The sequence below is a fragment of the Chromobacterium sp. LK1 genome (assembly GCF_001043555.1).
Lineage (GTDB): Bacteria > Pseudomonadota > Gammaproteobacteria > Burkholderiales > Chromobacteriaceae > Chromobacterium > Chromobacterium aquaticum.
This window is the reverse complement of sequence record NZ_LDUI01000017.1, coordinates 101,932-118,310: the sequence shown is the minus strand read 5'-3', so window position 1 is coordinate 118,310 and position 16,379 is coordinate 101,932. Positions and strand designations below refer to the sequence as shown.

The 16,379-nt window shown below is 63.7% G+C and carries 18 protein-coding genes; 8 read left to right on the top strand and 10 right to left on the bottom strand.

From position 1 onward, the window contains the following. The first annotated feature begins 311 nt into the window (after window positions 1–311). The 5 genes from nadA (at window position 312) to rpoS (ending at window position 4,938) form a co-directional block, all read left to right on the top strand. Window positions 312–1,229 carry a quinolinate synthase NadA gene (nadA, locus tag VI26_RS08585; RefSeq protein ID WP_048409316.1) on the top strand — a complete coding sequence of 306 codons (918 nt, stop codon included), beginning with the start codon at window positions 312–314 and terminating at the stop codon, window positions 1,227–1,229. A 128-nt stretch (window positions 1,230–1,357) separates the two neighbouring features. Further along, window positions 1,358–2,104, top strand: coding sequence for a 5'/3'-nucleotidase SurE (gene surE / locus VI26_RS08580; RefSeq protein WP_048409315.1), 747 nt, complete (start codon window positions 1,358–1,360; stop codon window positions 2,102–2,104). Further along, entirely contained in the window at window positions 2,086–2,757 is a 672-nt protein-coding gene (locus VI26_RS08575; RefSeq protein ID WP_048409314.1) for a protein-L-isoaspartate(D-aspartate) O-methyltransferase, read from the top strand. Before surE ends, VI26_RS08575 begins: the two co-directional genes overlap by 19 nt. Next, window positions 2,670–3,941, top strand: a complete 1,272-nt coding sequence (locus VI26_RS08570; RefSeq protein ID WP_231580981.1) for a peptidoglycan DD-metalloendopeptidase family protein — start codon at window positions 2,670–2,672, stop codon at window positions 3,939–3,941. Before VI26_RS08575 ends, VI26_RS08570 begins: the two co-directional genes overlap by 88 nt. A 49-nt stretch (window positions 3,942–3,990) precedes the next feature. After that, complete coding sequence (rpoS, locus tag VI26_RS08565; RefSeq protein ID WP_048409312.1) at window positions 3,991–4,938, top strand: RNA polymerase sigma factor RpoS; 948 nt, start codon at window positions 3,991–3,993, stop codon at window positions 4,936–4,938. A gap of 48 nt (window positions 4,939–4,986) precedes the next feature. On the opposite strand, the gene VI26_RS08560 is transcribed toward rpoS, so the two are convergent. From VI26_RS08560 to VI26_RS08550, 3 genes are read right to left on the bottom strand one after another with little or no spacing between them, the layout of a single operon-like run. After that, window positions 4,987–6,927: a DUF3488 and transglutaminase-like domain-containing protein gene (locus VI26_RS08560; protein ID WP_048409311.1), complete on the bottom strand. Its 1,941-nt coding sequence runs from the start codon at window positions 6,925–6,927 to the stop codon at window positions 4,987–4,989. Then, entirely contained in the window at window positions 6,914–7,882 is a 969-nt protein-coding gene (locus VI26_RS08555; RefSeq protein WP_048409336.1) for a DUF58 domain-containing protein, read from the bottom strand. Before VI26_RS08555 ends, VI26_RS08560 begins: the two co-directional genes overlap by 14 nt. After that, on the bottom strand, window positions 7,866–8,762 hold the full coding sequence (locus tag VI26_RS08550) for a MoxR family ATPase (RefSeq protein WP_048409310.1): 897 nt from the start codon (window positions 8,760–8,762) through the stop codon (window positions 7,866–7,868). Before VI26_RS08550 ends, VI26_RS08555 begins: the two co-directional genes overlap by 17 nt. Window positions 8,763–8,835: 73 nt before the next feature. On the opposite strand from VI26_RS08550, the gene VI26_RS08545 reads away from it, so the two are divergent. After that, the gene (locus VI26_RS08545; RefSeq protein WP_231580980.1) at window positions 8,836–9,795 is read left to right on the top strand and encodes a histone deacetylase family protein; all 960 of its coding nucleotides are present in this window, start codon (window positions 8,836–8,838) and stop codon (window positions 9,793–9,795) included. A gap of 63 nt (window positions 9,796–9,858) precedes the next feature. Here the strand turns inward: VI26_RS08545 and plsY are convergent, their stop codons facing one another. Further along, complete coding sequence (gene plsY, locus VI26_RS08540) at window positions 9,859–10,488, bottom strand: glycerol-3-phosphate 1-O-acyltransferase PlsY (RefSeq protein WP_048409309.1); 630 nt, start codon at window positions 10,486–10,488, stop codon at window positions 9,859–9,861. Window positions 10,489–10,561: 73 nt separating this feature from the next. Here plsY and VI26_RS08535 point away from each other — a divergent pair, with 73 nt between their 5' ends. Together VI26_RS08535 and VI26_RS08530 are read left to right on the top strand one after the other, a co-directional pair. Then, window positions 10,562–10,921 (top strand): dihydroneopterin aldolase, encoded by a 360-nt coding sequence (locus VI26_RS08535; RefSeq protein WP_048409308.1) that lies wholly within the window; start codon window positions 10,562–10,564, stop codon window positions 10,919–10,921. 83 nt (window positions 10,922–11,004) lie between these two features. Next, window positions 11,005–11,430, top strand: coding sequence for a PaaI family thioesterase (locus tag VI26_RS08530; protein ID WP_048409307.1), 426 nt, complete (start codon window positions 11,005–11,007; stop codon window positions 11,428–11,430). Window positions 11,431–11,447: 17 nt separating this feature from the next. Here VI26_RS08530 and VI26_RS08525 read toward each other — a convergent pair whose 3' ends face one another. The 6 genes from VI26_RS08525 to erpA form a co-directional block, all read right to left on the bottom strand. Further along, on the bottom strand, window positions 11,448–11,738 hold the full coding sequence (locus VI26_RS08525) for a hypothetical protein (RefSeq protein ID WP_048409306.1): 291 nt from the start codon (window positions 11,736–11,738) through the stop codon (window positions 11,448–11,450). Window positions 11,739–11,812: 74 nt separating this feature from the next. Continuing rightward, window positions 11,813–12,205 (bottom strand): group II truncated hemoglobin, encoded by a 393-nt coding sequence (locus VI26_RS08520; protein ID WP_231460869.1) that lies wholly within the window; start codon window positions 12,203–12,205, stop codon window positions 11,813–11,815. Continuing rightward, window positions 12,202–13,410 carry a formate-dependent phosphoribosylglycinamide formyltransferase gene (gene purT / locus VI26_RS08515; RefSeq protein WP_048409305.1) on the bottom strand — a complete coding sequence of 403 codons (1,209 nt, stop codon included), beginning with the start codon at window positions 13,408–13,410 and terminating at the stop codon, window positions 12,202–12,204. The genes VI26_RS08520 and purT overlap by 4 nt, the downstream gene beginning before the upstream one ends. A 116-nt stretch (window positions 13,411–13,526) precedes the next feature. Continuing rightward, window positions 13,527–14,783 carry a D-amino acid dehydrogenase gene (locus VI26_RS08510; protein WP_048409304.1) on the bottom strand — a complete coding sequence of 419 codons (1,257 nt, stop codon included), beginning with the start codon at window positions 14,781–14,783 and terminating at the stop codon, window positions 13,527–13,529. A 210-nt stretch (window positions 14,784–14,993) separates the two neighbouring features. Next, entirely contained in the window at window positions 14,994–15,845 is an 852-nt protein-coding gene (locus VI26_RS08505; protein ID WP_019102897.1) for a CheR family methyltransferase, read from the bottom strand. Window positions 15,846–15,907: 62 nt separating this feature from the next. Further along, window positions 15,908–16,240 carry an iron-sulfur cluster insertion protein ErpA gene (erpA, locus tag VI26_RS08500; protein WP_197081424.1) on the bottom strand — a complete coding sequence of 111 codons (333 nt, stop codon included), beginning with the start codon at window positions 16,238–16,240 and terminating at the stop codon, window positions 15,908–15,910. Between the last annotated feature and the right edge of the window lie 139 nt (window positions 16,241–16,379).

Genomic DNA, 16,379 nt, shown 5'->3' with positions numbered 1-16,379 from the left:
CTCATTAGATGATCATCCTTGGAAATAGTGGTAAGCGGCGCCAGGCCGGCGCTGCGCGCGCAAGGCCCGCCCTGCCGGCCCCGGCCAAAGCCCCATCATGCCGGCGGGATCCCGAGCCCATCTTGACCTCAGGCAAGCCCGAGTTTATCCCTTCACGCCGCCAGGCGATGCCTGCGCGAATGGACTGGCGCGGACACTACAATATTGTTAACCTTTATTGTTTAGCAATAGCTCTTTACTGCACCGCACAAAGTCGCCATGCGCTCCTCTCGGAAAAGAAGGAAGGGAATGGCGGCGGGAGTCGATCCATCATGACGAAACGCGTCGTCACGCTTGCCCATTACTATACCCAACCCGAAATCCAGCAGATGGCCGACAAGGTTGGCGACAGCCTGGAGCTTTCTTTGTACGCCAAGGAAGCCAATGCCGAAATCATCGTGTTCGCCGGCGTTCGCTTCATGGCCGAAACCGCGAAGATACTCAACCCCCAGGCGGAAGTGATCCTGCCCGACGCCGGCTCCACCTGTTCGCTGGTGACCCAGACCGACGTGGCCGCGCTGGCCAAATGGCGCAAACAACACCCCGATCACGTACACGTTTCCTATATCAACTCCAGCGCCGAGCATAAAGCGCTGTCCGACTGGATCGTCACCAGCCGCAACGTCGACGACATCATTGCCCACCTGTACGCCGAAGGTAAAAAAGTGATCTTCTCGCCGGACCGCAATATGGGCGGCTACCTCAACTACCAATACGGCTACGACATGCCGCTGTGGTCGGCCGTGTGCGAAGTGCACGACAAATTCAATGAAGCGGCGCTGGACGAAGCCTTTGCCGCCGCCGGCGCCGAGAAATACCTGATCGCCCACCCGGAAAGCCCGCTGCCGGTGCTGAAGAAAGCCGACTACGTCGGCTCCACCTCCGGCATGCTCAACTGGGTCAAACAGTTTGACGGCAGCCCCGACGCGGTGATCTTCGTCGCCACCGAGGACGGCATTCTTTACAATATGGGCCTGGCGCGTCCGGACCTGGACTTGCGCCAGGCACCGATCTACGCCGGCTGCCAATGCAACTCCTGTCCTTATATGAAGATGAACAGCGTGGCGGCGGTCAAGCGCGCCCAGCAAGGCGAGGGCCTGCGCATAGATTATCTGAGCCCGCAGCAGATGGACGCGGCGCGGCTGCCGATCGAGCGCATGCTGGAATTCAGCCAGCGTTACTACGCCTGAGCCACCGCCAAACCCGCCCACCGGCGGGTTTTGTTTGTCAGCCGCCGACGCCGGACTTTTCCGCGTCATCGATGCGGCGCTACAATCAGCCCACCCTGTATGCCGGCCCCCTATACAAGAAAGACAGCATGAAGTTTCTCATCAGCAATGACGACGGATATTTCGCCCCCGGACTGGCCATGTTGGCGCAGACCCTGTCCCGGCACGGCGATGTCGTCGTCGTCGCGCCGGAACGGGACCGCAGCGGAGCCAGCAACTCCTTGACGCTGGATCGTCCGCTGACCGTGCGCACCGCCGCCAGCGGCTTCCATTACGTCAACGGCACGCCCACCGACTGCGTGCACCTCGCCGTCACCGGCCTGCTCGACTTCAAGCCGGACATGGTGTTCAGCGGCATCAACCACGGCCCCAACCTCGGCGACGACACGCTCTACTCCGGCACCGTGGCCGCCGCGACCGAAGGTTTCATGCTGGGCATCCCCTCGGTCGCGGTTTCGCTGGCCGGCTATAGCGGTCAGCACTTCGCCAGCGCCGCCGTGGTGGTGGATCAATTGGTGGAACGCTGCAAACGGACGCCGTTTCGCGAGCCGGTGCTGCTCAACGTCAACGTGCCCGACATCGCGCCGGAAGCGCTGGGCCAACTGACGGTGACCCGCCTTGGCCGCCGCCACTGCGCGCAGCCGGTGATCAAATCTCAGAATCCACGCGGCGAGACGATATACTGGGTGGGACCGGTCGGCAATGTACAGGATGCCGGCGCGGGCACGGACTTCGGCGCGCTGGCCAACAACGATATTTCGGTGACGCCGCTGATGCTGGATCTAACCGCCTATGGCCAACTGGACGGAATCAAGACATGGCTACACCACAGCTGACGCCGGGCCAACCGGCCTACGGCATGCTTTCCGACCGCACCCGCCGCCGCATGGTCGAACGGCTGCGCCAAAACGGCGTGGCCGACGAACGCGTGCTGAGCGCGATGTCGGAAGTGCCGCGTCACCTGTTTGTCGACCAAGCGCTGGCCACGCGGGCCTATGACGACGTCTCGCTGCCGATAGGCCATGGACAGACCATCTCCCAGCCCTTCACCGTGGCGCGGATGACGGAAATTCTGCTGAACGGCAAGGCGCCGGGCAAGGTGCTGGAAATCGGCACTGGCTGCGGTTATCAAACCGCGGTGCTGCTGAAAACCGGCGCCGAGGTCTATTCGATTGAACGCTTGGGTGTCATTCTTGACAAAGCCAGACGCAATTTGCGCGCCGCCAAGCAAGTGCATGCCCGCCTGGTGCATGGCGACGGTCATTTCGGCCTGGCCGAAGCCGCCCCTTTCGACGGTATCATCATGACTGCCGCCGCGCGCAACATCCCCCAGGCCCTGGTTGAACAGCTCAGCGACGGCGGCCGCATGATCATGCCGATAGGCGAAGAGGAACAGTACTTGTGGCTGATAGAGAAAACCGCGCAAGGCCTGCAGAAAAGCCGGCTGGACCCGGTGAAATTCGTACCCTTGCTTGCCGGGCGCAGTTAAAACTGCAAAAACACAACAGTTTCTTTGTCCGACAATTTATCAAATCACTTAAACAGACTATAAAAAACAAAAGTATGCTAAAAATGCATTGCAGCTATGCATATATATTCACGGCTTCGATCGGCATCGCCCTGAGCGGATGCACCAGCATCGCCCAACAAGCGGCCCCAGTGGAAAGCGGTGCGTCGGCCGCCACGCATAGCGCGCCGCCCCCCGCGCCGGTTTCCACACCTGCGGCAACGGGCGGCGGTGCCGCGGTAGCAACGCCGTACCAGGATAACGGAGGAGTGTCCGCCGCGCCGATAGGCTCCGCCACGGCGGCAGGCGTGACAGCAAAAGAAAAGACCCATGTGGTCCAGCCGGGGGAGAACCTGTTCCGCATCTCCTTGAATAACGGTTTGAAATACAAGGATGTTGCCGAGTGGAACAAGCTGCCGGACAACAATATCAAAGTAGGACAGGTATTGCGTTTGACGCCTCCCGGCAGCGATACCGCCGTGGCAGCGCCGGCCGCCGGCGCCAGCCAGCCGGCCACAACCCCGGCTCAGCCCAGCGCGCCGGTAGAGAGCGCCACCAACCGTCAAGGCGGGATCAAAGCCTACCCCAAGGCCTTGAAACTGCCGTATAGCGCAGAAGCAGCAAAATCCCTGTCCGCTCAGAGCGAGGGCGGACCGGGCAATAACAAGAACGCTCAAGCCCCGATCAACTCCGCCAGTACGGCGGCGGCAAGCGCTCCGGCCAAGGCTGAAGCGCCGGCGGCAACAACGCCCAGCGCCAAGCCGGAGGCCAGCAAGCCCGCGGCGAAGGCCGACGAGGACGCGGTGCCGTGGCTGTGGCCGACCGAAGGCAAGATGATCAAGGGCTATTCCGACAGCAGCAAGGGCATAGACATCAGCGGCCGCAACGGTCAGCCGGTGCTGGCGGCGGGGGATGGCAAAGTGGTGTACAGCGGCACCGGCCTGCGTGGCTATGGCAAGCTGATCATCATCAAGCACAACAAATCCTTCCTGTCCGCCTACGCCCACAACAGTCAGTTGCTCGTAAAGGAGGGCCAGTCTGTCAAGCGAGGGCAGAAGATTGCCGAAATGGGCAATTCCGACGCCGACCAAGTGAAACTGCACTTTGAGATCCGCCGCTTCGGCAAGCCGGTGGACCCGATGCAGTACCTTGACCATAAGTCCTGACGGGCGGCCGGGGCCCCCGTCCAGGATCAGAAAGAGACGGGGGTAGAACATGAGTAGCGAACTCGACATTCTCGAAGAGCAAGAAATTCTCGACGAGGACAGCAATGAGGAAGCCGTTGCCGAAGTGGAGGCAGAGGAAGTCGGCGAAGCGCAGCCGGTATACGAAGAAGTTGCCGACGTCACCCAAATCTACCTCAACGATATCGGCAACAATGCCCTGCTGACGCCGCAGGAAGAACTGGCGCTGGCCCGCCGCGTGGTGGCCGGCGAGTTCGAAGCGCGGCAGAAGATGATCGAACACAATCTGCGGCTGGTGGTGAACATCGCCAAGCACTATATCAACCGCGGACTGGCGCTGCTGGATCTGATCGAGGAAGGCAATATCGGTCTGATGCACGCGCTTGAAAAGTTCGACCCCGAGCGCGGTTTCCGCTTCTCCACCTATGCCACCTGGTGGATACGCCAGAGCATAGAACGCGCGATCATGAACCAGTCGCGCACCATCCGCCTGCCGGTGCACGTGATCAAGGAGCTCAACGTCTATCTGCGCGCGTCGCGCCATCTGGAAAGCCAGATCGGCCGCGAGCCGACGCTTGACGAGATCGCTCACTTGGTCGGCAAGCCGGTTGACGATGTGCGCAAGGTGATGAACCTGAACGAGCGCATGGCCTCGCTGGACGCGCCGCTGGACATCGACCCCATGCTGTCGATTGGCGAATCCATCCCCGACGAGCAGCATGACGAGCCGGAAATCCAGCTGCACAACAGCCAGCTCGAACACTTCGTCCACGACTGGCTGGGCCAGTTGAACGAAAAGCAGAAGCTGGTGATTGAGCGCCGCTATGGTCTGAACGGCTATGAAATCTGCACGCTGGAAGAGCTAGCCGCCGCGCTGAGCCTGACCCGCGAGCGGGTGCGCCAGATCCAGATCGAAGGACTGGAGCAACTGCGCCGCATCCTGCGCCGCAAGGGAATCTCCAAGGACTTCCTGTTGTAGCGAGCGGCGGCGTCAGTCCCTACAGCCCCCGGCACACCGGGGGCTTCGTTATTTGCGCGCCAGCCGAAAACGACGACTGCGACGCAACCATTCCCGCTGCCGGGCTTCCGCGCTGTCCCGCGCGCGATAGCGCAAGGCAACGTATTCCTGCACCAAGGCCTTCAACTGCCGGTACTCCGCCTCCGCCAGCCGGGGCTTGGCGCTACGCAGCAGTTCCAGCGGGCCGTCGCAAGGCCCGACCGCGACCCGCCGACGCTGCAGCTGCGCCAGCAGCAGCCGCCAGCCCTGCGCCATCGGCTCTTCGTTCAAACCTCGGCGCCACCACCACCAGAGCAGCGGCAGGCAGGCCAGCGCCAGTCCATACAGCAAGGCCCGTAACACGCTGCCCACGCTGACGCTCTCGCCCAGCCCCAGACGCTGGAACAGGTTTTGTTGACGCGCCGCATCGTAGCCCACCACCCATTGCTGCCAGGCAAAACCGGCCGCCTGCCAGTTCTGACGCAAATTGCGCAGCCATGCCGGCGGCAAGCCGGCCAGCCCCTGCTCGCGCAAGGCCGGCACGCTTTGCTCGGCGCCATCCGCCAGCCGCAGCGGCGCCACCGCGCTGGTGGGATCGACGCGCAGCCATTGCCCGCTGTCCGCCAGCCAGATTTCGACCCAGGCGTGCGCATCCGACGATTTGACCTGCCAGAAACGCCCCATCGGATTGTATTCCCCACCCTGATAGCCGACGACGATGCGCGCCGGCAGGCCCGCGGCGCGCGCCATGAAGGCCAGCGCCGAAGCATAGTGCTCGCAAAAGCCCTGGCGGCTGGCAAACAGGAATTGATCGATGCCGTCTTGCTGATCCAGCAAGGGCGGACTCAAGGTATAACGGAAGCCTTGGCTGCGGAACGCTTGCAGCGCCTGACGCACGAATGCGCGCGATCCGCCGGCCGCCAGCTCGCGCGCCCAGGCGCGCGCGCGCGGATTGCCCGGCGGCAAGCGCTGGTAGAACGCCTGTTCCCCGGCGGGCAGCGCCGACGCATAAACCCCGCCGACACGGCTGGCGGCCTGAAAGCGCAGGGTCTTGTTTTCCTTGCTGTCACCACGCAATAGCAAGCCATAGCGCTGCCGCGCATCCTCATCGTCCGGCTGCGGCACATCCAGCGCCGGCAAACGCCCCTTGTCCGGCTCCAACGTAATCGCATACGCGACGACGGCACCGCCGCTCAAACGCTCGCCGCCCCGCGCCGGAGGCTCGCCGCTGGCGCGCCAACTGCTGCCGTCGAAACGGTCCAGCAGCATTACTCGCCAGTACATCTCCGCCCGCGGCGGTGGCGCCTGTTCGAACACCGCGGCGAATGCCGGCTCCTGACTCAGGATCAGCCGGCTGACGCTGCCGGGTTCCAGGCTATCGCCCAGGCCGCTGACCGCCTGCCGCCCCGGCGCGCTGGGCATGCTCCACAAAGGGCCGGATAGCCGCGGCATGATCACGAACAAGACCAGCATCAAGGGCAACGCCAAACCCAGCGCCGACGCGGCCGAGCGCAGGCTACCGCGCCACGGCGCGCCTTCCAGCGCCGCCATCGCGCCGGTCAGCGCCAGCAGGCTCAAGGCCAGCCAGACCGCCGCCGCCGGCGACTGATCGAACAATAGCGGCATCGCGGCCAGAAACACACCCAGCGCGATCAACACCCGCCAATCCCGCAGCCGCTCACACTCCAGCGCCTTGAAGCCCAGCAGCAACAGCAGAATGCTGACGCCCCCCTCCCGTCCCACCAGCGTGCCCAGGCTGCGCCAGCACAACCAGCCCGCCAACGCCAGCGCGGGCAGCAACCACCAGGACGCCGGCGGCGGCCGTCCACGCCAAACCAGCAGCGCCTTGACCAGCAGCAGCGCGCTGGCCGCGGCCACCAGCCACAGCGGCAGATGCAGCCACAGCGGCGCGGCGCTCAGCGCCACCGCGACCAATACTGGCCAGACTCTGGAGAACTCAACACGCGTCATCGGCGCGCTCCCGGTACAGCGCCAAGGCCGTCAGCGCCAAAAGGCGCTGCTGGGGCTGCGGCCCTATGCTGCGCGTCGGCAGCTTCAATACATAAGCCAGGCGCGAACGCTCGCACTGCTCAACGCGCCAGGCCAGCCGCGACAACTTGAGCTCCACATCGCCGCCACGGCCATAGTCCTGCCAGTCCAGCGTCAACAGCCCCGCCCTGCCCTCGCCGGCGAATTGCTTGCTGACCAGCGCGTCACGGCGCGCCAATACCTTCCAGGCGATGCGGCGTGGCGAATCGCCGACGCGATAGGCGTCCAAATGAGAAAAATCCTCCTCCACGCCGGGACCGCCGCTGGGCTTGTCGCCGCCGCCCTGGCTGTGACCGCGCTGGCTGTCCTGTAAGGGCGCGGGGAACAACAGCACTTGAGCGGTCAGCCGGACCCAGGCGCTCGCGCGCACCAAGCCAAACGGCGCCTCGCTCCAAACGTGGCAAGCCGGCAAGGCCATATAGCCGCGCCGGCTGCCGCAGACGCTCAACTCCAACTCGAACTCGCGTCCACCCGGCAGCCTGCATACCTGTGCCTCGGCATCGTCCAGCAAAGCCAGGTTCAACAGGCGCGCACCGGCGTCATCATGGCGCAACAGCACGCGGAAACGCGCCACGTCGCCGGCAAAGACCGGCTCAGCGTCCAGCGCCCTCAGCTGCAACCCGGCCAGTTGCCGGTACGCCATCAATACCGCGACCAACAGCAGGCCGGCCACCCAGAACGATAAGGCATAGGCCAGGCTGACATCGTAGTTCAAGGCGCCGATCCAGACCGCCAGCGCCACCAAGCACAAGGTCAGACCAAAACGGGTGGGCAGCAGATAAATGCGGTTCTGTTCCAGACGGCAATGCGGCTGCGGCGCCACTCGGCGCAGCATCCAGCGTCGCAGCCTGCCGCGCCAATCAAGGAATGGGAACATGGGCGAGCAGGCCGCTGGCGGCTTCGCCGCCATTGCCGCTGGCCAGGCGATGGCCGGCCACGCTGGGGAACACCGCTTTCACATCTTCCGGCAACACATGGTCGCGCCCTTCCAGCAAGGCCCAGGCGCGTGCCGCCGCCACCAGCGCCAGACCGCCACGCGGACTCAACCCCGCAGCGAAACGGCTGTCGCGGCGCGAGGCTTCCACCAAGGCCAACACATAGGCGGCCAGCGCCGGGCTGACCGTCAGTTTCGCGGCCTGGCGCTGCAAGGCGATCAGCTCGCCCGGCTTCAGCGCCGGCACCAATTGCGCCAGCAACTGGCGGCGGTCTTCGCCCTGCAGCAGGGCCAATTCCGCCTCGCGCGGCGGATAGCCCAGGGAGACGCGCATCAGGAAACGGTCCTGCTGCGATTCCGGCAAGGGGAAGGTGCCGGCCTGCTCCGCCGGGTTCTGGGTCGCGATGACGAAGAAAGGCTCGGGCAAGGGGTAGGTGGCGCCGTCTATGGACACCTGGCGCTCCTCCATCGCCTCCAGCAAGGCGGACTGCACCTTGGGCGATGCGCGATTGATCTCGTCGGCCAGCAGCACTTGCGAGAACACCGGGCCCTGGTGGAAGTGGAAAGCGGCGGAGTCGCGCTGATAGATGTTGACGCCGAGGATGTCGGACGGCAGCAGGTCGCTGGTGAACTGCACCCGGCGGTATTCCAGGCCCAGCACCCCGGCCAGGCCATGGGCCAGCGTGGTCTTGCCCACGCCGGGCACGTCCTCGATCAGCAGATGGCCGCGGGCGATCAGGCAGGCCAGAGCCAGGCGGATGGCCTGCGGCTTGCCCAGGATCAATTGATTCAGTTGACGATAGGCAATGGAGAGAGATTGCATTTGCACCCGCTTACGCGCACTATTTATCGATATCACATATCCCGCGCCCATTGTACGCAACAAGGAATCGCACGTGTTGACCTGGCTGAAAAATCGCTTGCAACGCTCAGGGCTCACCGCCTACATCACCCACCCGGACTGCTTGCAGCACAATATGGGCGTCGGCCATCCGGAATGCCCGGAACGTCTGATCGCCATCCGTGATCAACTGATGGCTTCGCAGATCCTGGACGGACTGCAGGAGATAGAAGCGCCGGAAGTCACCGAACAGCAATTGGCGCGCGTGCATCCGCCGCATTATCTCGAATACCTGGAGGCCTGCTCTCCCAGCATAGGCACTTTTCGCGTGGACCCGGACACCGCGATGTCCGCCGGCACGCTGCAAGCGGCCCGCCGCGCCGCCGGCGCCGTGGTCAAGGCGGTGGAGCTGGTGGCCGAGGACAAGGCGCCCAACGCCTTCTGCGCGGTTCGCCCGCCCGGCCATCACGCCGAGAGCGGCAAGGCGATGGGCTTCTGCTTTTTCAATAATCTGGCGATAGGCGTCACCCACGCGCTGGCCCACTATCAGTTCGAACGGGTGGCGGTGATAGATTTCGACGTCCACCACGGCAACGGCACCGAGGAAATCCTGCGCGACGATCCGCGGGTCTTGATGGTGTCCATCTTTCAGCATCCGTTCTACCCCTATTGCGGCGACGAAGCGCAGGGCCCGAACATGCACAATGTGCCGCTCAAGGCCGGCAGCGGCGGCCGCGAATTCCGCGAAGCGGTGGAAACGGTGTGGCTGCCGCTGCTGCACGACTTCAAACCGCAAATCCTGTTCATCTCCGCCGGCTTCGACGCGCACCGCGAGGACGATATGGGTTCATTGGGCCTGGTGGAAGCTGATTACGAGTGGGTGACCCGCCATCTGATGCAGATCGCCGACCTCTACGCCGACGGCCGCGTCGTTTCGGTGCTCGAAGGCGGCTATGATCTGTCGGCGCTGGGCCGCAGCGTCGCCGCCCATCTGCGGGTGTTGTCCGACGGCTGATTCGAACTGCCGCCAAAACAAAAGGCCGTCCAAGAGACGGCCTTTTCATGGCTTAAGCAAGGCTCAGGAAGAACTCTTGTCCGTGCCCTTGTCGCCTATCTTGTCCTCTTGCCCGGTCAAGAGCTTGATCAGATTGGACTTGTGGCGATGCACCACCAGGATGGCGATGATGATGCAGCTGCCGAAATACACGCTCTGCGGCCCGACGATGAAGTAGGCGTAAACCGGCGTCAGCACGCAGGCGACGATGGCGGACAGCGAGGAAATCTTCAGCACGAAGGCGACGAACAACCAAGTGGCCAAGGCCGCCAGCGCCAGCCACGGGCTGAAGCCCAGCAGCACGCCCACCGCGGTGGCGACGCCCTTGCCGCCCTTGAAACCGAAGAACACCGGCCACATATGGCCGATCAGCACCGCCAGCGCCGCCATCGCGATCGCCTGCTCGCCCAGGCCGTATTGCGGGCCGAACCAGGCGGTCAGCGCCACCGCCACCCAACCCTTGACGCCGTCGCCAAGCAAGGTCAGCGCCGCCGCCAGCTTCTTGCCGCTGCGCAGCACATTGGTGGCGCCGGGGTTGCCGGAACCGTAACTGCGCGGGTCGGCCATGCCCATGGCCTTGCTGACAATCACCGCGAACGAGAGCGAGCCGATCAGATAGGCCGCAACAACAAAGGCAAAGGCTGTCGTGGTCATGGTGTATCCATTAGAATAGAAGGCTTCGGATTTTACGGTATCGGGCGGCAAACCCCAACTCCCAGACAAACTGATGGACATCATATTCCTGCGCGAAGTGCGCGCCGACACCATTATCGGTGTCTACGAATGGGAGCGGAAAGCCCCGCAGACCATTGAAATCGACCTGGAAATCGGCATTCCCAGCGAAGCGCCCTGTCATAGCGACAATATCGGCGACACCATACACTACGGCGTGGTGGTGGAACGGCTGCGCAAGGCGCTGTCCGAGCAGCATTTCCTGCTGCTGGAAGCGCTGGCCGAATATATCGCCAAGGTGATCCGCGAAGATTTCGGCGCCCCCTGGGCCCGCGTCTCCGTCACCAAGCTGGGCATACTGCCCGGCGTCAAGCGCGTGGGCGTGCAGATAGAACGCGGCCACCGTCCGCGCTGACACACGGCGGAGCGCCGTGTCAGGCATTGACGCGGCCCCGCCGATGCGGAGATGATGTTTTCGTCATAACACGGAGACTCCGCATGCCCAGCATCTCAGTGCTTGAATTCCAGCGCCTGATCGACAAGGAACTGCCCCTGGTGCACTTGTTCGGCATGCGCGCCGTATCGATAGGCCACGGCGAGGCCGTCATGCGCATGCATTTCAACCCGGACCTGATCCGGCCGGGCGGCACCATCGCCGGCCCGGCGCTGATGGCGCTGGCCGACGCCACGCTGTACGCGGTGGTGCTGGGCATGATAGGCCAGGTGGAGCTGGCGGTGACCACCAGCCTCAACATCAATTTCCTGCGCAAGCCGCCGCCGGCGGACGTGATCGCCGAAGGCCGCATCCTGAAGCTGGGTAAACGCCTGGCGGTGGGAGAAGTCTTGCTGCTGTCGGCCGAACTGGACGAGCCGGTGGCTCATGTCACCGGCACTTATTCGATTCCGCCGCTGTCCGGACACTGAGCCCGCGGCGCGCGCGCTCAATCGGTATTCACTTTCAGCCGCAGCCCGATATCCTTGGGCGCCAACTGCAAGGACAAATGCGCCTGCTTGCTCAAGTCCAGCACCGGAGACAAGGACAGGCGCTTGCTGATCGCCTCGCGCTCGAAGCGCAGCCCGCCGATCACAATGTCCTTGTCGCCATCGGGCTGGCTGGGCCTGACCAGTTCGTCGGCCGGGGAAGCACAGATCCAGGCTTGCGGCAGGCAAGCCGCCGCCGCGCCCGCGCAGCAGCTCAATCCCAGCCACAGCCCCAACAGCTTGCCCAGCATGCGCCGCGCCTCCGCCCGATGAAATGCGTGAACCTCCACTCATCATGGACAATGCCGCGCCGGCCGCAAGTTTTTTATTGATTGCGCATGAAGTCGGCGGTGTTATGGAAGGCCTCGATCAGCTTTTGCTTCAGCCAATCCTCCACCACCAGCTCATCCACCGCGCGGCGCATGCAGGACATCCATTGATCGCGCGCCGCCTCGTCCACCGCGAACGGCATATGGCGCATGCGCAAGCGCGGATGGCCGAAGGCTTCCATATACAGAGACGGCCCGCCCAGCCAGCCGGACAGGAACATGAACAGCTTCTGGCGCGAACCAGCCAGATCCTGCGGATGCATGTCGCGCAGCGGCTTGACCGCCGGATCGCTGTCCATGATGTCGTAGAAGCGATCCGTCAACCAACGCACCACGCCTTCCCCGCCCAATAACTGGTACGGCGTCATTGCCTGCACTTCCTCGCTCACGCCTCTTTCCCCGTCTGCGGCCGCACCAGCGCGGCCGCTGTTCTGGCCCGCTCGCGGGCCTGCTCCACCGTATCCGCCGTGGCCAAGGCCACGCCCATGCGGCGCTTCAGATAACTTTCCGGCTTGCCGAACAGACGCAGATCCGCGCCTGGCACTTGCAAGGCCTGGTCCACGCCATCGAAAACGATGCCGGCCTCGTCCAAACCGCCATAAATCACCGCAGACGCGCCGGCGCTGTGCATGCCCGCCTCCACCGGCAGGCCCAGGATCGCACGCGCGTGCAGCTCGAATTCGGACCAGCGCTGGGTGGCCAGCGTCACCAGGCCGGTATCGTGCGGCCGCGGGCTGACTTCGGAGAACCAGACCTGATCGCCCTTGATGAACAGCTCGACGCCGAACAGGCCGCGGCCGCCCAGCGCGTCGGTCACCGACTTGGCCACTTCACGCGCGCGCAGCAAGGCCAGTTCGCTCATCGGCTGCGGCTGCCAGCTTTCGACATAATCGCCGCTGCGCTGCAAATGACCTACCGGCGCGCAGAAATGCGTGGCGATGCCGCCAACACCATCCGACGCGCGCACCGTCAACTGCGTAATCTCGTAATCGAAGTTGATGAAGCCCTCGACGATCACCCGCCCCATGTCCACCCGGCCGCTGCTGGCCGCGTACCGCCAGGCCTCGGCCACGTCTTCCGGCCCGCGCAGCAGCGACTGGCCCTTGCCGCTGGACGACATCACCGGCTTCACCAGGCAGGGATAGCCGATGCCGTCGTCGATGGCGGCCTGCAACTCCTGCTGGCTGGACGCGAACGCATAGGGTGAGGTGGGCAGGCCCAACTCCTCCGCCGCCAGCCGGCGTATGCCTTCGCGGTTCATCGTCAGATGGGCGGCGCGCGCGGTGGGAATCACCTCGGCCACGCCGTCCGCCTCGATGCGCAGCAATTCGTCGGTGGCGATGGCTTCGATCTCCGGCACGATCAGATGCGGGCGCACCTGCTCCACCAGCCGGCGCAAGGCCGCGGCGTCCGACATATCGATTACATGGCTGGCGTGAGCGACCTGCATCGCCGGCGCGCCGGCGTAGCGGTCCACCGCTATGGTTTCCACCCCCAGCCGCTGCAAGGCGATCACCACCTCCTTGCCCAGCTCTCCACTGCCCAACAACATCACCCTGACGGCACTGCGACTTTGCGGCGTTCCGATGCGCATGACGATCTTCCTTGGAAATGAATGGCCAGGCCCGCCGTAGGCGGGCCTTTGGGAATCCGAATCGGCGCGATTTTACCATGCGCCGGGCATCGGCTCGCTTCAGCTGAACCTATCGCTCAAGCGCGGCAGAACGCGAAATCCAGCGCTGGCGTTTCGCCGCTGATGATGTCCGCCAGCGCGCGCCCGGAACCGGCGCCCTCGGTCCAACCCAGGGTGCCGTGACCAGTGTTCAGATATAGACGCCGCAGCCTGCTGGGACCGATCAGCGGCACATTGCCCGGCGTGGCAGGGCGCAGGCCGCTCCAGAAGCGCGCGCGCTCCCAGTCGCAAGCATCGCCGAACAAGGCGCGGCCGCGCTGCAACAGCAAGTCGCAACGCCGCGGCTCCAGATGGGTGGAATAGCCGGACAGCTCGGCGGTGCCGGCAATGCGCAATTCGTTGCCCAGCCGCGACACCACCACCTTGTGGGCCTCGTCTGTAATGCTGGTCAACGGCGCGGCGGCCGCATCCAGAATCGGCAGAGTGGCGGAATAGCCCTTGGCCGGGTACACCGGCAGGCGCAAACCTGCCTGCGCCGCCAGCAATGGCGAATAAGAGCCCAGCGCCAAAACATAGGCGTCTGCCTCAATCCGCCCGTAAGCGCCGTCAGCGGCGGTAACGGACACTCCGCTCACCGCGCCGTCGGCGCACTCCAGCGCATTGATCCGCGTCTGAAAGCGGAACTCCACGCCACGCAACGCACAGGCCTGGGCCAGAGCGACGGTGAAGAGATGCACGTTGCCGGACTCGTCGTCCGGGCTCCAGCACGCGCCGCTCAGCTCGGGCTGAATGCGCGCCAAGGCCGGCTCCCGCTCCAACGCCTGCAGAGGCGTCAGCAGGCTTTTTTCCACACCCAGCGCGCGCATCCGTTCGCAGACGTTCCGGGCCTGCGCCAGTTCCGCCGGCGAAAACAGCAAAGTCAGAATGCCACGCTGCAACTGCTGGTAATCGATGCCCAGTTCCCGGCGCAAGCCGCGCAGCGTATCGCGGCTGTACAGGCCAAGCGCCACCATCTGGCGCATATTGCGCTCGCTGCGCCCCGGCATGCATTCACGCAGGAAATCCAAACCCCAGCGCCATTGCCTCGCATCCAGCCGGGGCCGGAACAACAGCGGCGCGTCATCGCGCAACAGCCAACTCAATACCCGCCAGGGCGCGCGCGGATTAGCCCAAGGCTCGGACTGACTGACCGAAATCTGGCCGCCATTAGCGAAACTGGTTTCTCTCGCCGCGCCGCTGGCGCGGTCTACCACCACCACTTGGTGGCCCCTCTCCGCCAAAAACCAGGCGGTGGACACGCCGATGACGCCGGCGCCCAGGACAACTACTCTCATCGACTCTCCACAAAAGCCAATGGGCAAGACCCGCTTGCCCATTAGCCTTGCCAGCCGCAATCCGCTGTTAGAACCTGCTCATGGTCTGCTACGCGTCGGCGATACCGCGTTGAAACCGGCTTCGAATGCTCATGCGCCGCTTGCACATTCCGCTTTCTCAGCCGTTTTCGCCTTGTCTCGCCCTTGCTCGCGAGACTTTGAAGCAGGTTCTTACGGCTTCTTCGCGTGCTCGTAAACCGTCTTGCCGCGCAGATGAAAATAATCCGACGCGAAATAGAAATTCTCGGAATGACCAACGAACAGCAGGCCGTCCGGCTTCAAAAGCGGCGCAAAGCGCTTTAGCACGCCGAACTGGGTGTCGCGATCAAAGTAAATCATGACGTTGCGGCAGAAAATGGCATCGAACTGACGTTTAACCGACCAGTTGCTCTCCACCAGGTTCAAACGCTGGAAGGTGATCATATTGCGCAGCTGGGCCTTGGCCTGGAAGCTGCCGTCCGGCTGCTTATCGAAGTACTTCGCGGCGTAACCGGGCGGCAGGCGCGCCACCTTGTCCGCGGCGTAAATGCCCTTGCGCCCGGTTTCCAGCACGCTGGTGTCCAGGTCGGTGGCCAGCACGCTGATGCGCGCGCCCGGCACCGCCTCCAAGGCGGTGATCGCCAGCGAGTACGGCTCTTCCCCGGTGGACGACGCCGCGCACCAGATCGCCAGTTCTCCGCCTGCCGTCGCTTTCTTCTTCAGATGCTCGGCCAGCAGCGGGAAATGATGTTCTTCGCGGAAGAAGAAAGTCAGATTGGTGGTCAGCGCGTTGACGAACTGTTCAAACTCGCGCTTGCCGCTGATCGACTCCAGAAAATCGACGTAGGCGGCGAAACCGGGAAGCTTCAGCTCGCGAATGCGACGCACCAGGCGGCCGTAAACCATGTCTTTCTTCGACGGGTTCAACGAAATGCCCGCTTCCTTGTAGATCAGTTTGCGAATGCGCTCGAAGTCGGCATCGCTAAACGCGAATTCACGCGTGAATTCGATCTTCGGCAAGACGACGGGTGGCAGCTTATTCATTTTGTTGTCCCCATAAAAAAGGCCCGGGCAATAGCCCGAGCCTGTATTCTACCGCGTCCGGATCACACCGAGAACGACGAACCACAACCGCAGGTGGTGGTGGCGTTCGGATTGCGGATCACGAACTGGGAGCCTTCCAGGCTTTCCTGGTAATCGATTTCAGCGCCGACCAGATACTGGTAGCTCATCGGATCCACCAGGAAGGTCACGCCTTGTCTCTCTATAGCGGTATCGTCTTCATTTGCGATTTCGTCAAATGTGAAACCGTATTGGAAACCGGAGCAGCCGCCGCCGGTAACGAAAACGCGCAGTTTCAGATCGGGGTTGCCTTCCTCGGCGATCAACTCCTGCACCTTGGCACAAGCGCTTGCGCTGAAGTTGATCGGGGACGGCATTTCAGTTGCTGCTGTAGTCATGTCAAACCTCGCAATTCAGTTCCGGAACCTCGAAGACCCGCTGCGCGGACCGGCTTTGCGCCCTATGCGGCACGGCGCCCGAGGCTCCTTCTAAAGCCGGCAGAGCGGCATTCACCCA

Coding starts and splice junctions, on each gene's coding strand:
- plsY (WP_048409309.1), bottom strand. CDS start 10,488: ATGACCACGACAGCCTTTGCCTTTGTTGTTGCGGCCTATCTGATCGGC.
- VI26_RS08535 (WP_048409308.1), top strand. CDS start 10,562: ATGGACATCATATTCCTGCGCGAAGTGCGCGCCGACACCATTATCGGT.
- VI26_RS08510 (WP_048409304.1), bottom strand. CDS start 14,783: ATGAGAGTAGTTGTCCTGGGCGCCGGCGTCATCGGCGTGTCCACCGCC.
- VI26_RS08530 (WP_048409307.1), top strand. CDS start 11,005: ATGCCCAGCATCTCAGTGCTTGAATTCCAGCGCCTGATCGACAAGGAA.
- surE (WP_048409315.1), top strand. CDS start 1,358: ATGAAGTTTCTCATCAGCAATGACGACGGATATTTCGCCCCCGGACTG.
- VI26_RS08550 (WP_048409310.1), bottom strand. CDS start 8,762: ATGCAATCTCTCTCCATTGCCTATCGTCAACTGAATCAATTGATCCTG.
- rpoS (WP_048409312.1), top strand. CDS start 3,991: ATGAGTAGCGAACTCGACATTCTCGAAGAGCAAGAAATTCTCGACGAG.
- VI26_RS08575 (WP_048409314.1), top strand. CDS start 2,086: ATGGCTACACCACAGCTGACGCCGGGCCAACCGGCCTACGGCATGCTT.
- VI26_RS08505 (WP_019102897.1), bottom strand. CDS start 15,845: ATGAATAAGCTGCCACCCGTCGTCTTGCCGAAGATCGAATTCACGCGT.
- nadA (WP_048409316.1), top strand. CDS start 312: ATGACGAAACGCGTCGTCACGCTTGCCCATTACTATACCCAACCCGAA.
- VI26_RS08560 (WP_048409311.1), bottom strand. CDS start 6,927: ATGACGCGTGTTGAGTTCTCCAGAGTCTGGCCAGTATTGGTCGCGGTG.
- VI26_RS08555 (WP_048409336.1), bottom strand. CDS start 7,882: ATGTTCCCATTCCTTGATTGGCGCGGCAGGCTGCGACGCTGGATGCTG.
- VI26_RS08525 (WP_048409306.1), bottom strand. CDS start 11,738: ATGCTGGGCAAGCTGTTGGGGCTGTGGCTGGGATTGAGCTGCTGCGCG.
- erpA (WP_197081424.1), bottom strand. CDS start 16,240: ATGCCGTCCCCGATCAACTTCAGCGCAAGCGCTTGTGCCAAGGTGCAG.
- purT (WP_048409305.1), bottom strand. CDS start 13,410: ATGCGCATCGGAACGCCGCAAAGTCGCAGTGCCGTCAGGGTGATGTTG.